22 protein-coding genes and 1 pseudogene are annotated in these 26,105 nt (G+C 60.3%); 12 read left to right on the forward strand and 11 right to left on the reverse strand.

The features are described from left to right. Positions 1–27 precede the first annotated feature (27 nt). The 3 genes from HX783_RS12145 to secA all read right to left on the reverse strand — a co-directional run bounded on the left by HX783_RS12145 (position 28) and on the right by secA (position 5,068). Complete coding sequence (locus HX783_RS12145) at positions 28–972, reverse strand: Nudix family hydrolase (RefSeq protein ID WP_159959487.1); 945 nt, start codon at positions 970–972, stop codon at positions 28–30. A gap of 19 nt (positions 973–991) precedes the next feature. Next, a complete protein-coding gene (gene argJ / locus HX783_RS12150) occupies positions 992–2,209 on the reverse strand; it encodes a bifunctional glutamate N-acetyltransferase/amino-acid acetyltransferase ArgJ (RefSeq protein ID WP_032895495.1) in 1,218 nt (405 codons plus the stop codon). Between the two features lie 123 nt (positions 2,210–2,332). After that, on the reverse strand, positions 2,333–5,068 hold the full coding sequence (gene secA, locus HX783_RS12155) for a preprotein translocase subunit SecA (protein ID WP_159959491.1): 2,736 nt from the start codon (positions 5,066–5,068) through the stop codon (positions 2,333–2,335). A 305-nt stretch (positions 5,069–5,373) separates the two neighbouring features. Here secA and HX783_RS12160 point away from each other — a divergent pair, with 305 nt between their 5' ends. After that, a complete protein-coding gene (locus HX783_RS12160; protein WP_159959493.1) occupies positions 5,374–5,829 on the forward strand; it encodes a DUF721 domain-containing protein in 456 nt (151 codons plus the stop codon). A gap of 4 nt (positions 5,830–5,833) precedes the next feature. Here HX783_RS12160 and HX783_RS12165 read toward each other — a convergent pair whose 3' ends face one another. Then, positions 5,834–7,312, reverse strand: a complete 1,479-nt coding sequence (locus tag HX783_RS12165) for a helicase HerA-like domain-containing protein (protein ID WP_177017022.1) — start codon at positions 7,310–7,312, stop codon at positions 5,834–5,836. 204 nt (positions 7,313–7,516) lie between these two features. Between HX783_RS12165 and HX783_RS30265 the strand changes: the two are divergent. Both HX783_RS30265 and HX783_RS30270 read left to right on the forward strand, forming a co-directional pair. Next, positions 7,517–8,551: pseudogene (locus HX783_RS30265) on the forward strand (cache domain-containing protein); the annotation flags it as partial. Between the two features lie 93 nt (positions 8,552–8,644). Next, the gene (locus HX783_RS30270; protein ID WP_371317676.1) at positions 8,645–9,409 is read left to right on the forward strand and encodes a methyl-accepting chemotaxis protein; all 765 of its coding nucleotides are present in this window, start codon (positions 8,645–8,647) and stop codon (positions 9,407–9,409) included. A gap of 36 nt (positions 9,410–9,445) precedes the next feature. On the opposite strand, the gene HX783_RS12175 is transcribed toward HX783_RS30270, so the two are convergent. Further along, positions 9,446–9,616, reverse strand: coding sequence for a hypothetical protein (locus HX783_RS12175; RefSeq protein WP_174245647.1), 171 nt, complete (start codon positions 9,614–9,616; stop codon positions 9,446–9,448). Between the two features lie 90 nt (positions 9,617–9,706). Then, positions 9,707–10,555: a formyltetrahydrofolate deformylase gene (purU, locus tag HX783_RS12180; RefSeq protein ID WP_177017024.1), complete on the reverse strand. Its 849-nt coding sequence runs from the start codon at positions 10,553–10,555 to the stop codon at positions 9,707–9,709. 350 nt (positions 10,556–10,905) lie between these two features. Between purU and mvaT the strand changes: the two genes are divergently transcribed. Next, positions 10,906–11,280, forward strand: coding sequence for a histone-like nucleoid-structuring protein MvaT (gene mvaT / locus HX783_RS12185; protein ID WP_005790963.1), 375 nt, complete (start codon positions 10,906–10,908; stop codon positions 11,278–11,280). Positions 11,281–11,370: 90 nt separating this feature from the next. Here mvaT and sbcB read toward each other — a convergent pair whose 3' ends face one another. After that, complete coding sequence (gene sbcB, locus HX783_RS12190) at positions 11,371–12,798, reverse strand: exodeoxyribonuclease I (protein WP_177017025.1); 1,428 nt, start codon at positions 12,796–12,798, stop codon at positions 11,371–11,373. Between the two features lie 167 nt (positions 12,799–12,965). Between sbcB and HX783_RS12195 the strand changes: the two genes are divergently transcribed. The 6 genes from HX783_RS12195 to HX783_RS12220 are packed head-to-tail and all read left to right on the forward strand — an operon-like array spanning position 12,966 to position 19,639. Beyond that, positions 12,966–13,658 (forward strand): RDD family protein, encoded by a 693-nt coding sequence (locus tag HX783_RS12195; protein ID WP_159959503.1) that lies wholly within the window; start codon positions 12,966–12,968, stop codon positions 13,656–13,658. Next, positions 13,655–14,635, forward strand: coding sequence for a stage II sporulation protein M (locus tag HX783_RS12200; RefSeq protein WP_177017026.1), 981 nt, complete (start codon positions 13,655–13,657; stop codon positions 14,633–14,635). The genes HX783_RS12195 and HX783_RS12200 overlap by 4 nt, the downstream gene beginning before the upstream one ends. Next, the gene (locus tag HX783_RS12205) at positions 14,622–16,151 is read left to right on the forward strand and encodes a DUF4129 domain-containing protein (protein ID WP_177017027.1); all 1,530 of its coding nucleotides are present in this window, start codon (positions 14,622–14,624) and stop codon (positions 16,149–16,151) included. The genes HX783_RS12200 and HX783_RS12205 overlap by 14 nt, the downstream gene beginning before the upstream one ends. Further along, on the forward strand, positions 16,148–17,308 hold the full coding sequence (locus tag HX783_RS12210) for a DUF4350 domain-containing protein (protein WP_177017028.1): 1,161 nt from the start codon (positions 16,148–16,150) through the stop codon (positions 17,306–17,308). The genes HX783_RS12205 and HX783_RS12210 overlap by 4 nt, the downstream gene beginning before the upstream one ends. Next, on the forward strand, positions 17,305–18,300 hold the full coding sequence (locus HX783_RS12215) for a MoxR family ATPase (RefSeq protein ID WP_177017029.1): 996 nt from the start codon (positions 17,305–17,307) through the stop codon (positions 18,298–18,300). Before HX783_RS12210 ends, HX783_RS12215 begins: the two co-directional genes overlap by 4 nt. A gap of 7 nt (positions 18,301–18,307) precedes the next feature. Beyond that, complete coding sequence (locus tag HX783_RS12220; protein ID WP_177017030.1) at positions 18,308–19,639, forward strand: DUF58 domain-containing protein; 1,332 nt, start codon at positions 18,308–18,310, stop codon at positions 19,637–19,639. A 59-nt stretch (positions 19,640–19,698) separates the two neighbouring features. On the opposite strand, the gene HX783_RS12225 is transcribed toward HX783_RS12220, so the two are convergent. Together HX783_RS12225 and HX783_RS12230 are read right to left on the reverse strand one after the other, a co-directional pair. Next, positions 19,699–20,058, reverse strand: coding sequence for a PilZ domain-containing protein (locus HX783_RS12225; protein ID WP_159959515.1), 360 nt, complete (start codon positions 20,056–20,058; stop codon positions 19,699–19,701). A gap of 223 nt (positions 20,059–20,281) precedes the next feature. Next, positions 20,282–20,656: a tol-pal system YbgF family protein gene (locus HX783_RS12230; protein ID WP_159959517.1), complete on the reverse strand. Its 375-nt coding sequence runs from the start codon at positions 20,654–20,656 to the stop codon at positions 20,282–20,284. A gap of 175 nt (positions 20,657–20,831) precedes the next feature. On the opposite strand from HX783_RS12230, the gene pyk reads away from it, so the two are divergent. Then, complete coding sequence (gene pyk, locus HX783_RS12235; RefSeq protein WP_159959519.1) at positions 20,832–22,283, forward strand: pyruvate kinase; 1,452 nt, start codon at positions 20,832–20,834, stop codon at positions 22,281–22,283. A gap of 197 nt (positions 22,284–22,480) precedes the next feature. On the opposite strand, the gene HX783_RS12240 is transcribed toward pyk, so the two are convergent. Both HX783_RS12240 and HX783_RS12245 read right to left on the reverse strand, forming a co-directional pair. Then, positions 22,481–23,230: an enoyl-CoA hydratase-related protein gene (locus HX783_RS12240; protein ID WP_177017031.1), complete on the reverse strand. Its 750-nt coding sequence runs from the start codon at positions 23,228–23,230 to the stop codon at positions 22,481–22,483. 30 nt (positions 23,231–23,260) lie between these two features. After that, positions 23,261–24,193, reverse strand: coding sequence for an iron-sulfur-binding ferredoxin reductase (locus HX783_RS12245; RefSeq protein WP_177017032.1), 933 nt, complete (start codon positions 24,191–24,193; stop codon positions 23,261–23,263). Between the two features lie 230 nt (positions 24,194–24,423). On the opposite strand from HX783_RS12245, the gene HX783_RS12250 reads away from it, so the two are divergent. Further along, positions 24,424–25,947 (forward strand): fumarate hydratase, encoded by a 1,524-nt coding sequence (locus tag HX783_RS12250; RefSeq protein WP_010208051.1) that lies wholly within the window; start codon positions 24,424–24,426, stop codon positions 25,945–25,947. Positions 25,948–26,105: the final 158 nt, after the last annotated feature.

The raw sequence follows: 26,105 nt of genomic DNA on the forward strand, positions 1-26,105 counted from the left end.
GGAACGATCATCATCATCAAGACTGCATCAAACCTGCGGCCAGAACGCCCGAATGCCGGCCACACCCTGAGCCCCAGCTTCCCAAGCCTGTTCCCGCTCAGCCGGCCCAACGCCGCCCAACAGAAACACCGGCTTGCTGAACCCACTGATCAGCTGCGCCGCCTGCTCCCAACCCAACGGCTGGGCATCCGGATGCGTCTGGGTCGGCTGCACCGGTGACAACGTGACAAAATCCACGTCCATCATTTCTGCCAGCGCCAGCTCTTCGGCGTTATGACACGACGCCGCCAACCAACGATCCTTCGGCAGCGGGCGGCCCTTGCTCGCGTATTTGCGCAGTTGCGCCGCGGTCATGTGCCAGCCAGCGGCAGGGAAATCCCCCAGCCACTCGAACGGCCCTTTGAGCATCAGTTGCGCCTTACCGGCACACAGGCCAACAGCGTCCACCGCCAGGTCACGGTACTTGGGGTCGTAGCCGTTGGGTGCACGCAATTGGATCAGCTTGATGCCACCGGCAATAGCTTTCTGAATACCGCGCAGCAATGTCGGGGTTTCCAGCTCGCCCGGGGTGATCAGGTACTCAGCCGGTAGCCGCGCCGCCGCAACGATCGGAGCGTTGGCCGCCGGGAATTCATAGTTGCTCAAATCCCGTGGAGCCACCCATTCCAACGGCTGCCCTTCGGCACCATGGGGCTCGCCGCTAAAGGCCGAAACTTCCCAGACATCCAGCAACACCTGTTTATCCGGGTAGTCATGTTGCACCTTGATCAGCGGCCGCGCCGTGGTGACCTGAATGCCCAGCTCTTCCTGCAATTCACGGGACAGCGCGGTGGCGACCGACTCATCGGCCTCCACCTTGCCACCGGGAAATTCCCAGAGGCCGCCTTGGTGTTGGGTATCGGCGCGGCGCGCCAGCAGAATCCTGCCATCGACGCCACGGATCACCGCTGCTGCTACATGCACTCGTTTCACCGCGCTATCCTCTTGGCTATCAGGTGCGGTATTCCGCATTGATCTTCACGTATTCGTGGGACAGGTCAGTGGTCCAGATGGTTTCGCTGCACTCGCCGCGACCCAACTCGATGCGGATGGTGATTTCTTCCTGCTGCATCACCGCCGAACCCTGGGCTTCGGTGTAGGTTTCGGCGCGGGCGCCACGGCTGGCAATGCACACGTCGCCCAGGAACACGTCGATCTTGCTCACGTCCAGGTCCGGCACACCGGCACGGCCCACGGCAGCAAGGATGCGACCCCAGTTAGGGTCAGAGGCAAACAGCGCCGTCTTGATCAGCGGCGAGTGGGCCACGGTGTAGCCGACATCCAGGCATTCCTGGTGGTTGCCGCCGCCATTGACTTCAACGGTGACAAACTTGGTCGCGCCTTCGCCATCACGCACGATGGCCTGGGCCACGTCCATGCACACTTCAAACACCGCCTGCTTCAATGCAGCGAACAGTGGGCCTTCGGTGGAGGTGATTTCCGGCAGGTTGGCCTGGCCGGTGGCGATCAGCATGCAGCAGTCGTTGGTCGAGGTATCGCCATCGATGGTGATGCGGTTGAACGACTTGTTGGCGCCGTCCAGCATCAGGCGCTGCAACACGTCACGGGAAACTTTGGCGTCGGTGGCAATGTAGCCGAGCATGGTGGCCATGTTCGGGCGGATCATCCCTGCGCCTTTGCTGATACCGGTCACGGTGATGGTCACGCCGTCGTGCACGAACTGACGGCTCGCGCCTTTGGGCAGCGTGTCGGTGGTCATGATGCCGGTAGCGGCGGCGGCCCAGTTATCCACCGACAAATCATCCAGCGCGGCTTGCAATGCGCCTTCGATTTTTTCCACGGGCAGCGGCTCGCCGATCACACCGGTGGAGTACGGCAGCACTTGGCTGGCGTCCACGCCGGTCAACTGGGCCAACTTGGCGCAGGTGCGCGCAGCCGCCACCAGGCCTGGCTCGCCGGTGCCGGCGTTGGCATTGCCGGTGTTGGTCAACAGGTAGCGGATCGAACCGGCAACGCGTTGCTTGGCCAGGATCACCGGCGCCGCGCAGAACGCGTTGAGGGTGAACACACCCGCGACCGTCGAGCCTTCGGCACAGCGCATCACCACCACATCCTTGCGCCCCGGGCGCTTGATGCCGGCCGAAGCGATACCGAGTTCAAAACCGGCAACCGGGTGCAATGTGGGCAAAGGACCAAGACCAACAGCCATGAATGCGCTCCTTAAAAATTAGGTGATGTCTGTGCCGTCGTGTCGACGGTGAAATTAATGGCAAAACGCCGCGACGGCAGAAGCCGGTCGCGGCGCGGGGTATTGCAGCGTCAGGCAAAAACCTTAGTTGATTTCGCCGTGGCAGTGTTTGAACTTCTTGCCCGAACCGCACCAGCACAGTTCGTTGCGGCCCAGCTTCTGGTCATTGCGAACCGGAGTTTGAGCCAAGGCCACATCGACCTCTTCACCCAATACTTCCGGCGCTTCCAGGCCCGGCGCTTCGTCGTGCTGGAACTGCATGCGCGCAGCCAGTGCTTCGGCTTCCTGGCGCAGGCGAGCTTCTTCCTCGATCGGGTCTTCGCGACGCACCTGAACGTGGGACAGCACGCGAATCGAATCGCGCTTGATCGAATCCAGCAGCTCGGAGAACAGCGTGAACGACTCGCGCTTGTACTCTTGCTTCGGGTTCTTCTGGGCGTAGCCACGCAAGTGGATACCGTGACGCAGGTGGTCCATGGTCGACAGGTGGTCTTTCCACAGGTCGTCCAGTACACGCAGTACGATTTGTTTCTCGAAGGTGCGCAGTGCTTCGGCACTCGCCTGCTCTTCTTTTTCGTTGTACGCGGCCAGCAGCTCGGTCATCAGCTTCTCGCGCAGGGTTTCTTCGTACAGGTGGTCGTCTTCGTCCAGCCATTGCTGAACCGGCAAATCCACACCGAAGTCGCTCTTCAACGCCGCTTCCAGACCGGCAACATCCCACTGCTCAGGCAGGGACTGTGGTGGAATGTGCGCGCTGACGGTGGCGTTGAGCACGTCCTGACGGAAATCGGCAATGGTCTCGCCAATGTTGTCGGCGGCCAGCAACGTGTTACGCATGTGATAGATCACTTTACGCTGTTCGTTGTTGACGTCATCGAACTCGAGCAGTTGCTTACGAATGTCGAAGTTGCGGCCTTCAACCTTGCGCTGGGCCTTCTCGATGGCGTTGGTCACCATGCGGTGCTCGATCGCTTCACCGGACTGCATGCCCAGGGCTTTCATGAAGTTCTTCACCCGGTCCGAGGCGAAGATGCGCATCAGGCTGTCTTCCAGCGACAGGTAGAAACGGCTGGAACCGGCGTCACCCTGACGACCGGCACGACCACGCAGTTGGTTGTCGATACGGCGCGATTCGTGACGCTCGGACGCGATCACCTGCAGGCCACCGGATTCCAGCACGGCCTGGTGACGTTTCTGCCAGTCGGCCTTGATCTGGGCGATTTGCTCGGGGCTTGGGTTTTCCAGCGCCGCGACTTCCACTTCCCAGTTACCGCCCAACAGGATGTCGGTACCACGACCGGCCATGTTGGTGGCGATGGTCAGTGCGCCTGGGCGACCGGCCTGGGCGATGATCTCGGCTTCTTTTTCGTGGAACTTGGCGTTCAGTACCTTGTGCTCGATACCTTCCTTGTTGAGCAGGTTGGACACGTGCTCGGAGGTTTCGATAGTGGCGGTACCCACCAGGATCGGACGGCCTTGGGCCATGCCGTCCTTGATGTCGTTGATGATTGCCGCGTATTTCTCTTCGGCAGTCAGGAACACCAGGTCGTTGAAGTCTTTACGCGCCAGCGGCTTGTTCGGCGGGATCACCATCACGGCCAGGTTGTAGATCTGGTGGAATTCGAACGCTTCGGTGTCGGCCGTACCGGTCATGCCGGACAGCTTGTTGTACAGACGGAAGTAGTTCTGGAAGGTAGTGGACGCCAACGTCTGGCTTTCGGCCTGGATGTTGAGCCCTTCCTTCGCTTCGATGGCCTGGTGCAGGCCTTCGGACAAACGACGACCCGGCATGGTACGGCCGGTGTGTTCGTCAACCAGGACGACCTGGCCGTCTTGCACGATGTATTCGACGTTGCGATGGAACAACTTGTGGGCGCGCAGGCCGGCATACACGTGGGTCAACAGGCCCAGGTTGTGCGCCGAATAGAGGCTTTCGCCTTCTGCCAGCTCGCCGATCTGGGTCAGCATCTCTTCGACGAACTGGTGACCGGCTTCGTTGAGTTCGACCTGGCGGGTCTTCTCGTCGATGCTGAAGTGACCTTCTTTGGTCACCACGCCTTCCACTTCCTCGATGTGCTGCTCCAGACGCGGGATCAACTTGTTGATCTCGGTGTACAGGCGCGAGCTGTCTTCGGCCTGGCCGGAGATGATCAGCGGGGTACGGGCTTCGTCGATGAGGATGGAGTCGACTTCGTCGATCACGGCAAAGTTGAGTTCGCGCTGGAATTTTTCTTCCATGCTGAACGCCATGTTGTCGCGCAGGTAGTCGAAACCGAATTCGTTGTTGGTGCCGTAAGTGATGTCGGCGGCGTACGCAGCGCGCTTCTCTTCCGGCGGCTGGAACGGCGTTACCACGCCGACGGTCAGGCCGAGGAATTCATACAGCGGGCGCATCCAGTTGGCGTCCCGGCGAGCCAGGTAGTCGTTCACCGTCACAACGTGCACGCCCTTGCCGGACAGTGCGTTGAGGTAAACACCCAGGGTTGCCACCAGGGTCTTGCCTTCACCGGTACGCATTTCGGCAATCATGCCTTCATGCAAGGTCATGCCGCCGATCAACTGGACGTCGAAGTGGCGCATGCCCATGACACGCTTACCGGCTTCACGGGCGACCGCAAAGGCTTCGGGAAGCAGCTTGTCGAGGGTTTCACCTTTGGCTATGCGGGCCTTGAACTCTTCGGTCTTGGCGCGCAATTGCTCGTCCGAAAGGGCAACCATCTGCTCTTCGAAGGCATTGACCAGCTGCACCGTTTTGAGCATGCGTTTAACTTCGCGCTCATTCTTGCTTCCAAAAAGTTTCTTTAACAAAGGCGCAAACATATCGGCAGGTTCTTCCACACATAGGGATGGAGGGCGCACCGTCAGTGGCCCGAGCAGCCCTCACGGCCGCATGCGAACGCGCATTCTACCCGGAATCGTGGGTGAGGAAAGTGGCGTTATTCCCCGATGCTGGCATGGCGCTGTGAGAGGGCCTGTTTAAAATAAGGGCTTTTGCTGGAACTTCAACCCATGGAGCGCAGAAGTTACCTATTGATTTCACGGGCAAAGGCCTGTTATCGCATTGCCTGGGGGCGCACAGGCGCTTTCTGCTAAGATGGCGGCTCTGTTACTTAAGGTGTCTAGACATGGCATTTCGCCCTCTTACAGCCCGCGCGCCAAGCGTGTTGCTCCGCGAAGCCAAACCGTTGAAAGCCATCTTCGGCCACGCGCAACGCCTGGGCCATTTGCAACGCTTGGTCGAAAGCCAGCTGCAACCTGCCGCACGAGAACATTGCCATGTCGCGTCCTGGCGTGAAGGCAATTTGTTGTTAATTGTCACCGACGGCCATTGGGCGACCCGTTTGCGCTACCAGCAAAAACGCCTGCAGCGACAATTGATGGTATTTGATGAATTTGCCAGCTTGACCCGTATCCAGTTCAAGGTGCAGCCACCCACCGTGCAGCAAGGCGCAGTGGGGCACACGATCAACCTGTCGGTGACGGCCGCCGAAACCATCCAGGCGACGGCCGATGGGATCAGCGACCCGGGCTTGCGCGCAGCCCTGGAGCGGTTGGCCGCGCACGCCAAGCCTAAAGCCTGAGCCCCTATTTACGCTTGCTGCCGCCCAGCAACGAGCCCAACAACCCTCTTACCAGCTGCCGCCCCATCTGATTGGCGGCCTGTTGCATGGCGGATTTGAGTGCCTTGCCGGCCGCCGTGCCCAAAAACGCGCCGGCCTTGTCGGTAAAGCTCGGTTCTTCAGTGGAGGGTTTAGCCTCTTCGGTCGGCCCAAGGTCCTTGCGCGCCATCAACACTTCATAGGCCGACTCGCGGTCAATGGGCTTGTCGTAACGCCCCAGCAGCGGCGAACTGGCGATCAGTGCCGCGCGTTCGGCCTCACTGAGTGGCCCGATTCGCGATTGCGGCGGCGCAACCAGCACGCGCTGGACGACCTCCGGCGTGCCCTTTTCCTGCAACGTGCCCACCAGCGCCTCACCTGTGCCCAGTTCAGTCAGCACCGACAACGTATCGAACACCGGGTTGGGCCGGAAACCGTCGGCGACCGCACGCAGGGACTTCTGCTCTTTCGTGGTGAACGCACGCAAGCCGTGCTGGATACGCAGGCCGAGTTGCGCCAATACCGTGTCAGGCAAATCACCTGGGGACTGAGTGACAAAGTACACACCCACGCCTTTAGAGCGAATCAACCGCACCACTTGCTCGAGACGATCCTGCAGCGCCTTCGGCGTGTCGGCAAACAACAAATGCGCCTCGTCGAAAAACAGTGCCAGCAGCGGCTTGTCGGCATCGCCACGCTCCGGCAATTGCTCGAACAGCTCGGCCAGCAGCCATAACAGGAAGGTCGCGTAGACCTTCGGTGCCTCATGCACCAGGCGGCTGGCGTCGAGCAAATGGATGCGCCCACGGCCGTCACTGGCCGGTTGCAAAATATCCTCAAGTTGCAGCGCCGGCTCGCCAAACAAGGCTTCGGCACCTTGCTGTTCCAGCACCGCCAGGCGCCGCAACAGCGCCTGGCTGGAACCGGTGGTCATCAGCGCCGCGTCTTCACCGAGCAGTTCCGGGTGATAGCGCAGGTGGTTGAGCAATGCCTTGAGGTCTTTAAGGTCGAGCAGCAACAGGCCTTCGCGGTCTGCCACTTTGAAGGTGGCATACAGTGCCGATTGTTGGCTGTCGGTGAGTTCCAGCAGGCTGCCGAGCAATAACGGCCCCATTTCGCTGATGGTGGTGCGAAGCGGATGACCCGACTGCCCGTGAATATCCCACAGCGTTACCGGATAGGCCTTCGCCGTGTAGTTAAGGAAGGGCATACCCGCGATGCGCTCGGCGACCTTACCTTGAGGGTTGGCCGCAGCACCCAAACCGCACAAGTCGCCCTTGATGTCAGCGGCGAACACCGCCACGCCCGCATCACTGAAGGCCTCCGCCAGGCGCTGCAACGTGACGGTCTTGCCTGTGCCGGTGGCACCGGCGATCAACCCATGGCGGTTGGCCAGGCGCATGGCCTGGGCGATTGGCTGGCCATCGAGGCCGGCGCCGATAAGCAGTTGCGAGGAGTCAGGCATTTCGTCACCTTTGATTAATCTTTAGTGCCGCCAGGTCGATATAGAGCGATGTAAGACCCACAAAGTCTAAAAATAGGTCAGATAGCGCCTACAGGGACTAGCAGAGCTATCACAAGAAGTATCACACCTTTTTTGACGCTGTCATTTTGCGCGTCCCATAAGGACGCGCTTCGGATATTAAGACCTTAGCGGACCCTACAAGCCATGAATAAAAACCTGCGCTTCAGCCACAAAATCCTGCTTGCAGCCTCCCTTATCGTCATCGCCGCCTTCGCGCTGTTTACCCTCTATAACGACTACCTGCAACGCAACGCGATTCGCGACGACCTCAATAACTACCTGCATGAAATGGGCGACGTCACCGCCAGCAATATCCAAACCTGGCTCAACGGGCGCATTGCCCTGGTGGAAAACGCCGCACAAAACATCGCCATCAATCCCGAACCCAGTGTGGTTGCCGGCCTGCTTGAGCAAAAAGCCCTGACCTCCGCGTTCATGGCCACCTACGTCGGCGACAGCAAAGGCGCCTTCACCATCCGCCCCGACACCAAGATGCCGGACGGCTTCGACCCGCGCGTTCGCCCCTGGTACAAGGGCGCCCAAAGCAGCAACGGTTCGACCCTGACCGAACCCTATATTGACGCCGCTACCGGGCAGTTGATCATTTCCGTGGCCACCCCGAGCGCCACCAAGGCCGGCCAGAGCGTCGGCGTGGTGGGCGGCGACCTGAGCCTGCAAACCCTGGTGGATAACATCGGCGCGTTGAATTTCGGCGGCATGGGCTATGCGTTCCTGGTCAGTGCTGACGGCAAAGTGCTGGTGCACCCGGACAAAAACCTGGTGATGAAGACCCTGGCTGACATGTACCCGAAAAACACGCCGAAGATCAGCGCGGACTTCAGCGAAGTCCAGGCCAACGGCAAGGACAACATCGTGACCTTCACACCGATCAAGGGCTTGCCTTCGGTGAACTGGTACCTGGGTATTTCAGTAGATAAAGACAAATCCTTCGCCATGCTCAGCGAATTCCGCACTTCGGCGGTGATCGCCACGCTCATTGCCGTGGTGATCATCATTGCGCTGCTGGGCATGTTGATCCGCGTGCTGCTGCAACCCTTGCACGTGATGACCCGCGCCATGCAAGACATCGCCGATGGCGAGGGCGACTTGACCCGCCGCCTGACCATTCAGAACAACGACGAATTCGGCAGCCTGGGTAACGCCTTCAATCGCTTCGTGGAGCGAATTCATACGTCGATTCGGGAAGTGTCCTCGGCCACCGAGCAGGTCAACGAAGTCGCCTTGCGCGTAGTCAGCGCGTCCAATTCGTCGATGGTCAATTCCGACGAGCAGGCCAACCGTACCAACAGCGTCGCCGCCGCCATCAACGAGTTGGGTGCCGCGGCCCAGGAAATCGCACGCAATGCCGCACAAGCCTCCAACCAGGCCAGCGATGCGCGGCACCTCGCCGAGGACGGCCAACAGGTGGTGGATCGCAATATCAAGGCGATGACTCAACTGTCAGCGATGATCAGTGCTTCCAGCACCAATATAGAAGCGCTTAACAGCAAGACCGTGAACATCGGACAAATTCTGGAAGTGATCACCAGCATCTCGCAACAAACCAACCTGCTGGCACTTAACGCCGCAATCGAAGCGGCGCGTGCCGGGGAAGCCGGGCGCGGGTTTGCGGTGGTGGCCGATGAGGTTCGCAACCTGGCCCATCGCACTCAAGAGTCGGCGCAACAAGTGCAGACGATGATCGAAGAACTGCAAGTCGGCGCCCGGGAGTCGGTCAGCACCATGAGTGAAAGCCAGCGTCACAGCCAGGACAGCGTGGAAATCGCTAACCTGGCCGGAGAGCGCTTGAACAGCGTGACCCAGCGCATTGGCGAGATCGACGGCATGAACCAGTCGGTCGCCACGGCCACCGAGGAACAAACCTCGGTGGTGGAGTCGATCAATATGGACATTACCGAGATCAACACCCTCAACCAGGAAGGCGTGGAAAACCTGCACTCGACCCTGCGCGCCTGCACCGACCTGGAACAACAGGCGGCACGCTTGAAGCAACTGGTGGGGAGTTTCCGCATCTGACCTGCGTGCCCGCCGGCTGATACGACGGCGGGCAGACTAGTCTTGCGAGGGCTCGGGTTTACCGTGCTCACGCTCCCACAGCTCGGCGGCACCGGGAAACTCGGTGCCGTCCTCAGCGTCCAGGTCATCCGGGTCAAATCGGCTCAAACACCCCTCCCCCAGCGTCGCCGGGGCTTTGGAGGTGGCTTTGTCGAGTGGATCGCTCATCGATCAATCCTCAATGGCAGGCAAAGAAAAAGGGCCTTGAACGATTTAACGCCCAGGCCCTTTATTCTTCAATCGTTCAAAACGCGGTTATCAGAACACCACGGTTTTGTTGCCATGCACCAGCACGCGGTCTTCCAGGTGATAACGCAGCCCACGGGCCAGCACCATCTTCTCGACGTCGCGGCCGAAACGCACCATGTCTTCGATGCTGTCGCTGTGGCTGACACGCACCACGTCTTGCTCGATGATCGGACCGGCGTCCAGTTCTTCGGTAACGTAGTGGCAAGTGGCGCCAATCAACTTCACGCCACGCAGCGAGGCTTGGTGGTAAGGCTTGGCCCCCACAAACGACGGCAGGAAGCTGTGGTGAATGTTGATGACCTTGCCGGCGTATTCGCGGCACAGTTCCGGCGGCAGAATCTGCATGTAGCGCGCCAGCACCACAACATCCGCCTCATGCTGCTTGACCAGGCGGGAGACTTCGGCAAATGCCGGCTCCTTGTCCTGCGGATTGACCGGCACGTGGTAGTACGGAATGCCGTGCCATTCGACCATGCTGCGCAGGTCGTCATGGTTGGAAATCACGCAGGCGATCTCGCAGTCCAGCTCATCGCTGTGCCAGCGGTGCAGCAGGTCGGCCAAGCAGTGAGACTCACGGCTGGCCATCAGCACGACGCGCTTTTTCTGCTCGGTGTCGGCGATGTGCCAGGTCATCGAAAATTCTTCGGCGATCGGCGCAAACGCCTCACGGAAGGCTTCAAGACCAAAGGGCAGCGTGTCGGCACGAATTTCGTGACGCATGAAAAACCAACCGCTGAGATCATCCGAGTGATGGCTCGCCTCGGTGATCCAGCCGTTGTGGGAGGCCAGAAAGTTACTGACTTTGGCAACGATGCCAACCCGGTCCGGGCAAGCAATCACCAGCCGAAAAGTGCGCATTAGGGGGGAACTCCAGAACTTCGCAAAGGCCGCCATTCTAGCGATTACGCAGAAAAACTGCAGTATTCCTTGCGCCTTATTCTGCCCGCGCGCCCTGGCTACAGCCCTTAATAGCGTAAGGTTTTACTACCGCTATATGTCTGTACAACGTCGAGCACGGGCAGTTATCCGAAAATAACCGAGATTATCTTTACGCCTTGCACCTACTAATTAACTCGATTGCGTAGCCTTGCTACAAACATTCAACGTAATTCACATAAATACGTCCTTAAATGTTTACTTGAGGTAATTGCCTGACTATTATTAGCCCACTTCCCCTGTCAATCAGCGCTCTACATAAGGTAGTCCACATGTCTCTGATCAACGAATACCGTGCCACCGAAGAAGCTATCAAAGAGCTGCAAGCCCGTTTGAAGAACCTGTCCCAAGACGACAAGCTGCAAACCGAGCTGGAATTCGAAGGTAAACTGCGCACCCTGATGGGTGAATACTCCAAATCCCTGCGTGACATCATCGCGCTGCTGGATCCAGAGTCGAAAGTTAAAGCACCGCGTGGCGCTGTAAAAACTACCGGCACCAAGCGTGCTCGCAAGGTCAAGCAATACAAGAACCCGCACAATGGCGAAGTGATTGAAACCAAAGGTGGCAACCACAAAACCCTGAAAGAGTGGAAAGCCAAGTGGGGCGGCGACGTCGTTGAAGGCTGGGCTACCCTGCTGGGCTAAGCCTGGTCGGGCACTTGCCTGATATGCAGCACATTAAAAACGCCAGCTTGCTGGCGTTTTTTTATTTCCGATAATTCTGCAATTGCCTGACTACAGCGCCAGGCGAGCCGCTAATGAATCGGCATACTCCTGCCATTGATCAAGCACCTGGCACTGAAACGATGTAGCACTAAGGGCCAACTCCTCACGCGCCTGTTTAAATGCCAAAAGGGTATTGGGTGCGCCCCACTCCGGATTCGACAAACGTTGCTGGCAAAAAAGTTTCCAGCGCTGTTGCTCCTCGCTGTTCAAGGTGTCAGGAAAGTTGCGTGCACGGTAGCGAAATAACAGTTCAGGCAATCGATGATCATCAAAAGGCCACTGCTGATGCGCTAGATGTGCCGGTTCAGCCGACCGGACTTGTTCGCATAAACGACGGTCGCGATCACCTATAAAACCGTCATAGAGCTGCTGCTCAGGATCTGCATTCGGCGCAAAATCTTCCTCGGCGTAAATGGCCGCCAACTTATCGCGCCAAACTTCCTGTGCGTCAGTTAGTCGCAGCGCCCGCGCCTGGCACGCCGCCATATCCAACTGCAGGCGCTCGGCATCCTGTGCCCGCAGCACATTCAAAGGGGCAACCACCGGGCAGCGGTTGATATGCACCAACTTGAGCGGCACCGGCAGTTCCCCCTCCGCCAGATCGTCGCGCCGCGTGTAGAGACGTGCGCGCAAGGTAGCGGGGTCCAGATCCAGCAACCCCTGCGGGTCGAGCCCCAGATCACAGACAATCAGCGCATTACGGTTGCGCGGGTGCCAAGCCAGAGGCAGCACCACGCCCAGGTAATGACGCTCGGCGGAAAAACGCCCGGAAATATGCACCATGGGTTGCAGCAGGCGTATCTGATCCATCACCCGCTGCTTACTGCGCAACTGAAACAGCCAGTCGTATAGCTTCGGCTGTTTCTCCCGGACCAAACGGGCCAGCGCAATGGTGGCTCGCACGTCCGACAAGGCATCGTGAGCCTGGCCATGATCAATCCCATTGGCCTCGGTCAAGCGCTCAAGTTTAAGGGTGACGCGCCCGTCCTGCTCCGGCCAGACGATACCTTCGGGGCGCAGCGCATAGGCTGTGCGCACGACATCGATCAAATCCCAGCGACTGTTGCCGCCCTGCCATTCACGGGCGTAGGGGTCAAAAAAGTTGCGGTACAGGCTGTAGCGCGTCATTTCATCGTCAAAACGCAGGGTGTTGTAGCCGGCGCCACAGGTGCCTGGCGCGGCCAGCTCGGCGTGCACGCGGGTCATGAAGTCGGCTTCGGCCAACCCCTTTTCCGCCAGAACACTTGGGGTGATACCGGTGATCGCGCAAGCGGCCGGGTGAGGCAGGATGTCGTCGCTGGGCTGACAATAAAGATTGATCGGCGGGCCGACCTCGTTGAGTTCGAGATCGGTACGAATACCGGCGACCTGCAGCGGGCGATCGCTGCGCGGGTTAATGCCGGTGGTTTCATAGTCGTACCAGAAAATGGAGGTCACGGGCTGTTCCTGTACTGAAGACCGTCAAAGTCTAGGCGCTGCGAGGCGTCCGGGGCCAGCGATACATGACCTGTACAAACATCCAGTAAAAACTGGAAAGGTTGCTTCCACCGTCGACACTGCTAGCATCCGTGTCTCTGAACCGCCTCGCACTGCCAAGGATCGCAATGCCATCACCCCCGTTGGATACCCGCTATCAGATCGAGACCCCAGAGGGTATTGATCTGCCCCTGCGCCCGGCAGGTCTTCTGCCACGCGTCCTGGCCTTTGCTTTCGACCTGGGCGTGCGTGGGCTGATCATGGGTATCCTGCTCGTGCCTTTGGCCCTGCTGGGCAATATCGGCATCGGCCTGGGCTCATTGCTGCTGTTCCTGGTCAGTTGGTGGTACATGGTCCTGTTCGAGGTGCTCAATCAGGGCTGCTCCCCTGGCAAACAAGTCATGGGCCTGCGGGTTGTGCAGGACGACGGCACACCTGTCGGCTGGTCCGCATCACTGATCCGCAACCTGCTGCGCTTCGTCGATATGCTGCCCTTCGGATACTTCCTCGGCGCCATCAGTTGTCTGCAACATCCTCATTTCAAGCGCCTCGGCGACTTGGCCGCCGGCACGCTGGTGGTCTACCGTGAACAGCCACTGCTGCGCCCTCAGATTCCTCAAGCTGGCGCCCTGCGACTGCCCTTTGCCCTGGACCTGAGCGAGCAACGCGCCATCCTCGGCTTCGCCGAACGCCAGGCTGAGCTGTCGAGCGAACGGGTGCATGAACTGGCCTCAATCCTCGCCACGCCCCTGCAAGTGTCGCCGGCACGGGCCGTGGAACAGCTCAATGGTGTGGCCCGTGGCTTGTTGGGGCCGACATGAAACAGAGCCAGTTCGAAAGCCGTCACCAGGCCCAATGGGAAGCCTTCACCGAGCAACTCAAGCAGTTGGAGCAGGGTAAAGCCAAGCCGAGTGACGTGGCTGATTTCCCCCATCACTATCGACGTTTATGCCAGCACCTGGCCCTCGCCCAAGAGCGCGGCTACAGCAGTTACCTGGTAGATCCGCTGCAGCAACTTGCCCTGCGTGGCCATCAACAGTTGTACCGTCACCGCAGCCAGCTGGGCGCGAATGTATTGGCCTTCATTCTGGCCGGCTTCCCGCGGCTGGTGCGTGAACAGTGGCGCTTCGTCCTGATCGCCAGCCTGCTGTTCTTTGGCAGCCTGGTGGGCATAGCCCTGCTGGTCTACGTGTTTCCCGACCTGATCTACAGCATCGTCAGCCCCCAGCAGGTCGCCGAAATGCAAAGCATGTACGACCCGGACGCCAGCCGCCTGGGCCGCGCTGCCGAGCGTGCCTCCAGCGAAGACTGGATGATGTTTGGCTACTACGTGATGCACAACATCGGCATTGCCTTCCAGACCTTCGCCGCCGGCCTGCTATTTGGCCTGGGCAGCGTGTTCTTTCTGATTTTCAACGGCTTGATCATTGGGGCTGTCTCCGGCCACCTGACCGAAATTGGCTATGGCCAGACCTTCTGGTCATTTGTCATCGGCCACGGTGCATTCGAGCTGAGCGCCATCGCATTGGCCGGCGCGGCGGGCTTGCAACTGGGTTGGGCGCTGATCGCTCCGGGGCCGCTGGCTCGCAGCGAATCCCTGCGCCTGGCGGCACGCAAAAGCGTGCAGATGCTCTGTGGCGTCATGGTGTTCCTGCTGATTGCGGCCTTTATTGAAGCCTACTGGTCTTCCACCACATCGATCGCTCCCTGGGTCAAATACCTCGTCGGCGCTGCGCTTTGGCTCATGGTCGTCACTTACCTGACCCTTGCTGGACGGAACCACCATGCGCCTGAGTGACGCCAGCGTGGTGATTCGCCCGCGTACCGCCTGGGAAGCCATGGACCTTGGCGTATTAATGGCCCGGGAACATCGCCTGCTGTTGATGAGCAGTTGGGCGCTGGTGAGCCTGCCGGTGTTTGCCTTGCTCACCGTCTTGCTTTGGGAACACCCGTCCATGGCAATGTTCGTGTTCTGGTGGCTCAAGCCGGCTTTCGATCGCTTGCCGCTGTACATCCTGTCCAAGGCCCTGTTTGGAGAAACGCCGCGTCTCAAAGACGCCGTACGCCATTGGCCACGACTGCTGAAAAACCAGTTGCTGGTCAGCCTGACCTGGCGACGACTCAGCCTGAGTCGCAGTTTCGTGTTGCCGGTCAGCCAACTCGAAGGCCTCGGTGGCCAGGCACGCCAGCAACGTCTGGGGGTACTGCTGCAACGCAACGCCGGTGCCGCGCGCTGGCTGACCATCATCGGCGTACACCTGGAAATCGGCCTGTGGTTTGGCTGCATGGCGATGTTTTATCTGTTTATACCGGATCAGGTTGAGCTGGATTGGGACTGGCAACGCCTGGCGCTTGGCACGGGATCGAACTGGCTGTGGCTGGAACACCTGACCAATGCCTTCTACGCCCTGATCCTGGTGTTCTGGGAGCCGATCTATGTTGCCTGCGGTTTCAGCCTGTACCTCAATCGTCGCACCGTGCTGGAAGCCTGGGACCTGGAGCTGGTATTCCGTCGACTGCGCCAACGCCTGAGCAGTGTCGCGCCGCTGCTACTGCTGGTTGTCGGGCTGTTGCTGCTACCGTCGAGCCCGCCGGCCATGGCTGGCGACTCAAACGCACGCACGCCACTCAGTACTCAGGCCGCCGCCCAGTCGATCAAGACCGTGCTGGAGCAGCCCCCGTTCAAAAACCCGGAAACCGTCACGCGTTATCGTTTTGGGGATGACAAGCCTGCGACTAAAAACAAAGCGCACGGTGACGGCAAATTACCAGCCTGGCTTGAGTCGCTGCTGGACAGCCTCAACAGCAACACCTTCAAACATGTCGGCCAGGGCTTGGAAGTTCTCCTTTGGAGCCTGGTAATCGGTCTCTTGGCCCTGCTGGTCTGGCGCTACCGTGACTGGCTGCGCGCCTTTGTCGGCTGGCGCCCGCAGCCCAGCCCTAAACTCACCAAGCCAGCGCCGGCGCAGTTGTTCGGCCTTGAACTGGGTATCGAGACGTTGCCGGAAGACATCGCCAGTACCGCCGAGCAACTGTGGCTCACTCAGCCACGGGAAGCACTTGGCCTTCTATATCGAGGCCTGCTCAGTCGATTGCTGCATGACTACAGCCTGCCACTGAAAAGCGCCGATACCGAAGGCCAGGTGCTGGAGCGCATTCACCAGCTGCATCAACCGCAGCTGCTGGCGTTCAGTGCAGAATTGACCCGTCACTGGCAGAACCTCGCCTACGGTCACCACCTGCCTCCAGCCTCAGCCCAGCAGAAGCTCTGCACCGATTGGCGCGCGCTGTTCAGTTCGGGGGCCGCCCAATGAACCGCCCATTAGTCTGGATCGGATTACTGCTGGCCTGCCTGCTGGGAGCAGGAGCCCTTTATGCCTGGCACAAGGCAATCCCTTATGACGAAGTGGTGGATCGCGGCCCTTCGCCCCAGGCCCGGCAGAACCCCTATCTGGCCGCCGAGCATTTTCTACGTGAGCAAGGTTTGGCCGTTGAGCATGCCAACAACCTTGAACGACTCACCCAGCTCCCGGCCAAAGGCAATAGCCTGCTGATCCTGGGCGAACGCAGCAACATGACCCCGCGCCAAGTGGATCAACTGTTGGGCTGGACCAAGTCGGGTGGGCACCTGCTGGTGGTTGCCGAAGCGTTATGGGATGAAGAAACAGGCAAGAGCGGCGACCTGCTGCTTGACCGTTTGAACATCCACCAACTGATGAGTGACGTCCCTGACGAGCCGGCCTCCCCGCGCAAAAAGAAAGCGGCTCCGGATCTGACCAAGCTCTACGTCGACAATGAAACGGCCCCGGCCTATTTCAGCTTCGATACCGCCTTCAACCTTACCGACCCCAAACACGTCGCACAGTTTTCCGCGAATAGCGCCAAGGCCAGCCACCTGATGCAACTCGACTTCGGCAACGGCACCGTGACGGTTGTGACCGACAGCGACCTGTGGAAAACCCCGGCCATCGGCAAACACGACAACGCCTGGCTGCTGTGGTATCTCAACCAAGGCACTGACGTGACCTTGCTGTTCAACAGTGACGTAGACAATCTACTGACCCTGTTGCTGCGCTATTTCCCCCAGGCCCTGGTGGCATTTGTTGCGCTGATTGCCCTGGCGCTGTGGCAGGCCGGCATGCGCCAAGGCCCAATCCAGGCGCCGGCGCCCAAGGCTCGTCGGCAGTTGCAGGAACACTTGAAGGCCAGCGCCGACTTCCTGCTGCGCCGCAGTGGCCAGGGCCCACTCCTGCAAGCCTTGCAGCGTGACGTCCAACGCGCTGCAAGACGGCGTCACCCAGGCTTTGAACACCTCGAAACCGCTGAACAGTGGCAGGTGCTCGAACGCCTGACGCGCCAACCCTCCCACGTCATCAGTCAGGCCCTCGGCCCACTCCCGGCAAAACGGCTCAGCAGCGCCGATTTCTGCCGTCAGGTGGCGTGCCTGCAAACTCTCAGGAATGCCCTATGAGCGATTTTCCAGCAGCCACGGCTCCGACCAGCGAAAGCCTTCAACACGCCAGTGGGCAGGCACAAGCCCTGCGCGTTGAGCTGCGTAAGGCAGTGATCGGCCAGGACCAGGTGATTGACGACGTACTCACCGCCCTGATCGCCGGCGGCCACGTCCTGCTCGAAGGCGTACCGGGCCTGGGCAAGACGCTGCTGGTACGCGCCTTGGCCCGGTGTTTCGGGGGTGATTTCGCGCGTATCCAGTTCACGCCGGACTTGATGCCCAGCGATGTCACCGGCCATGCCGTCTACGACCTGCATACCGAACAGTTCAAACTGCGCAAGGGGCCGCTGTTCACGCATTTGTTGCTGGCCGACGAAATCAACCGCGCCCCGGCCAAGACTCAGGCCGCCCTGCTCGAAGCCATGCAGGAACGCCAGGTCACCCTCGAGGGCGAGGCGCTGCCTATCGGCCAACCGTTCATGGTGCTGGCGACGCAAAACCCCATCGAGCAGGAAGGCACTTACCCTCTGCCCGAGGCCGAGCTGGACCGGTTCATGCTCAAAGTACGCATGGACTACCCCGATGCACAGCAGGAGCTGGAGATGGTGCGCGAGGTGACCCGCTCATCCAGAGCAGACATGCTCGATGTGCAACCGCTGCGCACCGTGCTGCAAGCCGAGGACGTACTGCGATTGCAGCAGATTGCCAGTGAACTGCCTTTGGATGAACAGGTGCTCGACTACGCCGTGCGCCTGGCGCGGGCCACACGCACCTGGCCTGGGCTGGCTATCGGCGCCGGCCCTCGGGCGTCCATCGCACTGGTTCGCGGTGCTCGCGCCAGAGCCTTGTTGCGCGGGGGTGAATTTGTCACCCCGGACGACATCAAGGGCTGTGCGCTGGCGGTATTGCGTCACCGGGTGCGCATTGCACCGGAGTTGGACATCGACGGCCTTGAGGTCGACCAGGTGCTCCAGCAGTTGCTGGACCAGATTGCGGCGCCGCGGCAGTGACGTGCCCATGAAGCCGACCCGACTGCTGCTGGCCTGGCTGGGTGCGCTACTGGGCCTGAACACCTTGCTCGGCGTTGCCGCAGCATTGCAGTTCAAGGTGCCCGACACCTTGCATTCGGTCGCCTGGGGCCTGCTGCTGGCACTGTTGCTGCTGACCCTGCTGGATGCTGCACGCTTGCGTCGGCGCCCTTCTGTGCAAGTGCAACGGCAAATGCCCGGCAGCCTGGCGCTCGGGCGCTGGGGTGACGTTCGCCTGACGCTCACCCACAACTACCCGCAGCCACTGACGGTGCAGGTGTTCGATCACGTCCCGGATGGCCTGAGCATGGAAAACCTGCCTCAGTCCATCGAACTGCGCCCCGGTGAACGCAGTGAGCTGGGTTATCGGCTACGCCCCCTGCGGCGTGGGCACTTCCGTTTCAGCCGTTGTGAAATTCACCTGCCCAGCCCCTTTGGGCTGTGGTCTGCACGACGTTTTATTGAAGTTAACGATACAACCCGCGTCTACCCGGACTTCGCCCGGCTGTACGGCGCGCAGCTGCTGGGTGTGGATAACTGGCTGAGCCAACTCGGTGTGCAACAACGTCAGCGCCGGGGGTTAGGGCTGGAATTCCATCAACTGCGTGAATTTCGCGAAGGCGACAGCCTGCGCCAGATAGATTGGAAGGCCACCGCCCGCCAACGCACGCCCATCGCTCGCGAATACCAGGATGAGCGCGACCAGCAAATTGTGTTCATGCTTGATTGCGGCCGACGCATGCGCAGCCAGGATGACGAGTTATCGCACTTCGACCACGCGCTTAACGCATGCCTGCTGCTCAGCTATGTCGCACTGCGCCAGGGCGATGCCGTGGGTCTGTGCACCTTTGCCGGTGACCAGCCACGCTACCTGGCGCCGGTCAAGGGTAGCGGCCAGTTGAACCTGCTGCTTAATGCGGTGTACGACCTGGATACCACCCGGCGCAGCGCGGACTACCAGGCCGCCGCCAGCCAACTGCTGGCTCGGCAGAAACGCCGGGCGCTGGTGATCGTGGTCACGAACCTGCGCGATGAGGACGATGAAGCACTGCTGACAGCGGTAAAGCGCATCAGCCGACAGCATCGTGTATTGGTGGCCAGCCTGCGCGAGGAGGTGCTTGATCAACTGCGCCAGGCCCCCGTGCAGACCTTGCCCGAGGCACTGGCTTATAGCGGCACGGTGGACTACCTCAATACGCGTAACGAACTCCACGACCGGCTGAGCGCGCATGGGTTGTCCGTAGTGGACACCTCACCTTCGGCGCTGGGTGCCGCCCTGGTGACGCGTTATCTGGGTTGGAAAAAAGCCGGCGTATTTTGAGCGCGAGTGTACGACCAGGTTCGGGCAACAAACCGAACCCGGCCGACAACACACAGTGCCTAGGCGGATGCCTGCAAGGGATCAAAACTGAAGTAATTCAACAAGGCGGTGATCAGTTGCCCGTACTCTTCGCACGCATCAATCACACTGAACCCGGAGTCATAATACTGAGGATTGATGTCCTCATGGCTCCACAGGCAGGTCGCGGTAAGGTCAATGGCCTGGAGTTCGCCGTCCGGCCCAGGGACTTTCAGGCGCAACTCGAAGTCCACATCGACCATCATGGGCAATTGGCTGATCAACATCAGCCCGTTTTCGGAAACATTGCCCAGAAAACCGATAGGCTTGTCGGTAAGACGATTGAACACCTGCAGGAAGCAATGTAACTGGTGCCGCTCGATCCGTCGGTGGGTAACCATGTGAGATCGCCATCCAATGGCCATGTTTTGGCCGTGCCAGTGATTCGGAACGAGCCGATGGCTCGCTCTCCCTGGATCTCGGTGTGACAACGTACAGCGTTGGGGTCACTAAACAGCTGCCGAATCCGGGCCTCGCATTCGTTTGAGTAGAAACTTGTACAAACGAACACTCAAAGAATAGTCCAAGACTGGCGTCGGGCCAGCTACAGCATGACAAATATAATTACAAAGACGCTGGCCGTGGCTGCGCAACGCTGGCGCCGGGGTAATGCCCCAATTGCTGCAGGGTGTCGAGCCTGGCGCGAGCGCGGAAAGCGTACTCACTCGTCGGGTACTGACTGATGATGAATTGATAGGTTTGTACGGCGTCCACGAACAACTTCTGCCGTTCCAGGCATTGCCCGCGCAACATCGAGACCTCCGGTTGTACATAACGACGGGTACGGCTCTCACGGTCGACCTGGGACAATTCCAGGGTGACGCGCTCGCAATCACCCACCCCATAGGCGCGGTAAGCATTGTTCAAATGGTGGTCCATCGACCAGCGGGTACAGCCGACAACACTGACGGCCAGGGCAGCAACGAGCAAAATTCGCATGGGGGTTCTCCTGTCTTGAGCAGTGTATCGACCCCTCGTCGAAAATCTTCAAGGATGTTCGTCGATTCAACCGCTGCAAAAACAAGCCAATCGTCGATAAGTAGTGCAAACGAACAATGACTACAACGAAAGAGCATAGTAGCCTTCTCCAGCGCTTGAACTCAGGAGTCTGTGCATGTCCGTCCGTCGCACCAAAATCGTCGCCACCCTTGGCCCGGCCAGCAACTCGCCGGAAGTCCTCGAACAGCTGATTCTGGCTGGTTTGGACGTTGCCCGTCTGAACTTCTCCCACGGCACCCCGGACGAGCACAAGGCTCGCGCCAAGCTGGTGCGTGACCTGGCCGCCAAGCACGGCCGTTTCGTGGCACTGCTGGGTGACCTGCAAGGCCCGAAAATCCGTATCGCCAAATTCGCCAACAAGCGGATCGAACTGAAGATCGGTGACAAGTTCACCTTCTCCACCAGCCACCCGCTGACCGACGGCAACCAGGAAGTCGTGGGTATTGACTACCCGGACCTGGTGAAAGACTGCGGCGTCGGTGACGAACTGCTGCTGGACGACGGCCGCGTTGTAATGCGCGTCGATACCGCGACCCCGACCGAGCTGCACTGCACCGTGATCATCGGCGGCCCGCTGTCCGACCACAAAGGCATCAACCGCCGCGGTGGTGGCCTGACGGCGCCGGCCCTGACTGAAAAAGACAAGGCCGACATCATTCTCGCCGCCGAAATGGAAGTGGACTACCTCGCCGTGTCCTTCCCGCGCGACGCTGCCGACATGGAATACGCGCGTAAACTGCGCGACGAAGCTGGCGGCACCGCCTGGCTGGTAGCCAAGATCGAACGCGCCGAAGCCGTGGCCGATGACGAAACCCTCGACGGCCTGATCAAGGCTTCCGACGCTGTGATGGTTGCCCGTGGCGACCTGGGCGTGGAAATCGGTGACGCCGAGCTGATCGGTATCCAGAAGAAAATCATCCTGCACGCACGCCGCCACAACAAAGCGGTGATCGTGGCGACCCAGATGATGGAGTCGATGATCCAGAACCCAATGCCGACCCGTGCTGAAGTGTCTGACGTGGCCAACGCCGTGCTCGACTACACCGACGCCGTGATGCTCTCGGCTGAAAGTGCTGCCGGCCCGTACCCGCTGGAAGCCGTCCAGGCCATGGCGCGTATCTGCCTCGGCGCTGAAAAGCACCCGACCAGCAAGACCTCCAGCCACCGCATTGGCAAAGAGTTCGAAAGCTGCGACCAGAGCATCGCCCTGGCTGCGATGTACACCGCGAACCACTTCCCGGGCGTTAAAGCGATCATCGCCTTGACTGAAAGTGGCTACACGCCGTTGATCATGTCGCGTATCCGTTCCTCGGTGCCGATCTACGCGTTCTCCCCACACCGCGAAACCCAGGCCCGCGCCGCGATGTTCCGTGGCGTGTACACCGTACCGTTCGACCCGGCTTCGTTGCCGCCCCATGAAGTCAGCCAAGCTGCCATCGACGAGTTGATCAAGCGCGGCGTGGTGGAGAAAGGCGACTGGGTCATCCTGACCAAGGGTGACAGCTACCACACCATCGGCGGCACCAACGGCATGAAGATTCTGCACGTTGGCGACCCAATGGTCTGAGTGACAGGCTGAAAAACAAAAGCCCCGCCATGTGAATGGCGGGGCTTTTTACATTTCAATGCTGACGGGTGTGTGGGCATGAATGGCCTCTTCGCGAGCAAGCCCGCTCCCACATTTGACCGCGTACATCCTGAAGAAACCCGGTCGAATGTGGGAGCGGGCTTGCTCGCGAAGACGTCCGAACAATCAACAAACATCTATCGCCGGGTGATAAACCCCGACAACGCCGCAATCGCCTCCGGCGACTTCAACCGCTGGGTAAACAACGCCCCCTCTTCCTCAATCACCTGCCGCAACTGGTCGCGATCAACACTTTTCATCAGTTGCTTGCTCACCTGCACTGCCCCCGGCGCCAGCGTTTCAAAGCGTTCAGCCACTTCCCGCGCCTTGGCCAATGCCGCCTCACCACTGCCCAACGCCTCGGTGGCAATGCCCCACGCCGCCGCTTGCTCACCGGTAAACCCTTCGCCCAGCAGCAACAGCTCAGCCGCCTTGGCATGCCCCAGCAGCCGCGGCAGGATCAAGCTGGAGCCAAACTCGGGGCACAGCCCCAAGTTGACAAACGGCATGCGCAAACGCGCGTCACGGCTGATATACACCAGGTCGCAATGCAGCAGCAGGGTCGTGCCAATGCCCACCGCCGCGCCGGCCACAGCGGCGATCACCGGTTTGCGGCAGTTGAGCAGGCTTTTCATAAAGTGAAACGGTGGGCTGTCGAGGTCGCTGGGCGGCTGTTCGAGAAAGTCGCCGATGTCATTACCGGCGGTAAAACACTCACTGCTGCCTTGAATCAGCACGGCACGGACAGCGGCATCCGCATCGGCCTGCTCCAACGCTTCGGCCAATTGGGTGTACATGGCCCGGGTCAGGGCGTTTTTCTTGTCGGGCCGATTGAGCTGCAGAATCAGCAGCCCGCGTTCGCGTTGTTGAAGAATGGCGTCGGTCATGGCGGATCTCGCGGCTGTCGAATTCAGCGCTCAACCACGGGGCAGGAACACATCGGCCAGCAGTTGATTACGCGGCAGTCCCGCCAGGAACAAGCGCTTGGAAAACGCCTCGACGCTGGCAGGGTGCCCGCAGAGTAAGGCCAGAGTTTGCCGCGAAACAAGCCGTAGTTGCGCCAATGCCTGGGTCAACTCCGCCGCCGTCCACAGCTCCACGCACAGGTTGGGATGCTGCGCAGCCAGCTGCGCCAGGGGCTCGGCCAAATAGTGGGCGTGCGCATCATGGGCCAGGTGAATCACACGAATGGCGCCCTGATGATCCTGACGCAGGGCCTCACGCAGCACGCCCCACAAAGGCCCAAGGCCAGTGCCCGAGGCCAGCAGCCAGAGTGGCCGCGATTGCCAGTCAGGGTCATATTGCAGCGCGCCGCCTCTCAATTCGCCCAATCGCAGACTGTCTCCTGCCTGCAACTGGCGGGCAATATCGCTGAACTCACCGGGCAGACGGCAATCGAGGTGGAACTCCAGGAACGGATCTTCCTGGGGCAAACTGGCCAACGAATAGGGGCGCGCCACCTGCCCCGCCCACAGCACCAGATGCTGCCCGGCCCGATAGCGCAATCCACGCTCCGGTTGCAGCCGCAGGCGCAGCACGTTCGCCGCCAGCCAATCGGCGCCGACCACCTTGGCGGCCAAACCGTCACGCAGCGGGTCAAACGTCTCGACCTGCAGGTCCCCACTGACCTGGCACTGGCAGGCCAGACGCCAGCCGTCCTGGCGCTGCGCCGGGGTCAGGGCGTCGGGTTGCTTGTCCTCGACCTCACCCTGACAACGCACCAGGCACGCATGGCAACTGCCCGCCCGGCAACTGTAAGGCACGGCCACACCCGCCAGATTCAGGGCGTCCAGCAGGTTGCTGCCGGTGGCTACCGACCAATGGCGTTCGCCGACGTGCAGTTCAGGCATATAAGGTCTCTATCAGAAGGGCTGCGTACAGGGAATCATGCCCTACAGAGTTTGACCATAGTCGGGTGTATCAGCCACCGCGCCGGGTTATACTGCCGCGCCTTTTTAGCGTCGCGCCAACAATACTTGCTCTTCTTGGCGACGCGCCTTGGAAAGGTGGCTTCAGCCGACCGATGCAACACTGAAGCCACCTTTATTGAATGTTCCCGTCTTATAGAGGAGCGCGACTCATGACCGTGATCAAGCAAGACGACCTGATTCAGAGCGTTGCCGACGCCCTGCAATTCATTTCCTACTACCACCCCGTTGACTTCATCCAGGCGATGCACGAAGCCTACCTGCGCGAAGAATCGCCAGCAGCCCGTGACTCCATCGCGCAGATCCTGATCAACTCGCGCATGTGCGCCACCGGCCATCGCCCAATCTGCCAGGACACCGGTATCGTTACCGTGTTCGTGCGCGTGGGCATGGACGTACGTTGGGACGGCGCCACCATGGGCCTGGACGACATGATCAACGAGGGCGTGCGTCGCGCCTACAACCTGCCGGAAAACGTCCTGCGTGCATCGATCCTCGCCGACCCGGCAGGCGCGCGCAAAAACACCAAGGACAACACCCCGGCCGTGATCCACTACTCCATCGTCCCGGGTAACACCGTGGAAGTGGACGTGGCGGCCAAGGGCGGCGGTTCCGAGAACAAGTCGAAAATGGCCATGCTCAACCCGTCCGACTCGATCGTCGACTGGGTGCTCAAGACCGTTCCGACCATGGGCGCCGGCTGGTGCCCACCGGGCATGCTCGGCATCGGCATCGGCGGCACCGCCGAGAAGGCCGCAGTCATGGCCAAGGAAGTGTTGATGGAATCCATCGACATCCACGAGCTGAAAAAGCGCGGCCCGCAGAATCGTATCGAAGAGATGCGCCTGGAGCTGTTCGAGAAGGTCAACCAACTGGGCATCGGCGCCCAGGGCCTGGGTGGCCTGACCACCGTGCTCGACGTGAAAATCATGGACTACCCGACCCACGCAGCTTCGCTGCCGGTGTGCATGATCCCCAACTGCGCCGCCACCCGTCACGCGCACTTCGTGCTCGACGGCTCGGGCCCGGCGTCGCTGGAAGCGCCACCGCTGGACGCCTACCCGGAAATCGTCTGGGAAGCCGGCCCATCGGCCCGTCGCGTCAACCTCGACACCCTGACCCCGGAAGAAGTGCAGAGCTGGAAGCCGGGCGAAACCGTGTTGCTCAACGGCAAGATGCTCACCGGCCGCGACGCTGCGCACAAGCGCATGGTCGAGATGCTGAACAAGGGTGAAACCCTGCCGGTGGACCTCAAGGGTCGCTTCATCTACTACGTCGGCCCGGTTGATCCGGTGCGCGAAGAAGTGGTTGGCCCTGCCGGCCCGACGACCGCGACGCGGATGGACAAGTTCACCCGTCAGATCCTCGAGCAAACCGGCCTGCTGGGCATGATCGGCAAATCCGAGCGTGGCCCGACCGCGATCGAAGCGATCAAGGACCACAAGGCTGTGTACCTGATGGCCGTGGGCGGCGCCGCTTACCTGGTGGCGCAAGCCATCAAGAAGTCCCGCGTTGTCGCCTTCGCCGAGCTGGGCATGGAAGCGATCTACGAGTTCGACGTGAAAGACATGCCGGTCACCGTTGCTGTCGACAGCAAGGGCGAATCCGTGCACATCACCGGTCCTGCCATCTGGCAGAAAAAGATCAGTGAAAGCCTGGCGGTAGAAGTGCAGTAAGCACCTCACTGCAAGGAAAAAGGCGACTGCGGCCCCACGGCCCAGTCGCCTTTTTTATGGCGAACTCGCTCATGTGGGAGCTGGCTTGCCTGCGATGCAGACACCTCAGTACATCAGGCACACCGGATTGATGCCATCGCAGTCGAGCCAGCTCCCAC

The organism is Pseudomonas sp. D2002, assembly GCF_013385735.1.
In the GTDB taxonomy this organism is placed as follows: Bacteria; Pseudomonadota; Gammaproteobacteria; order Pseudomonadales; family Pseudomonadaceae; genus Aquipseudomonas.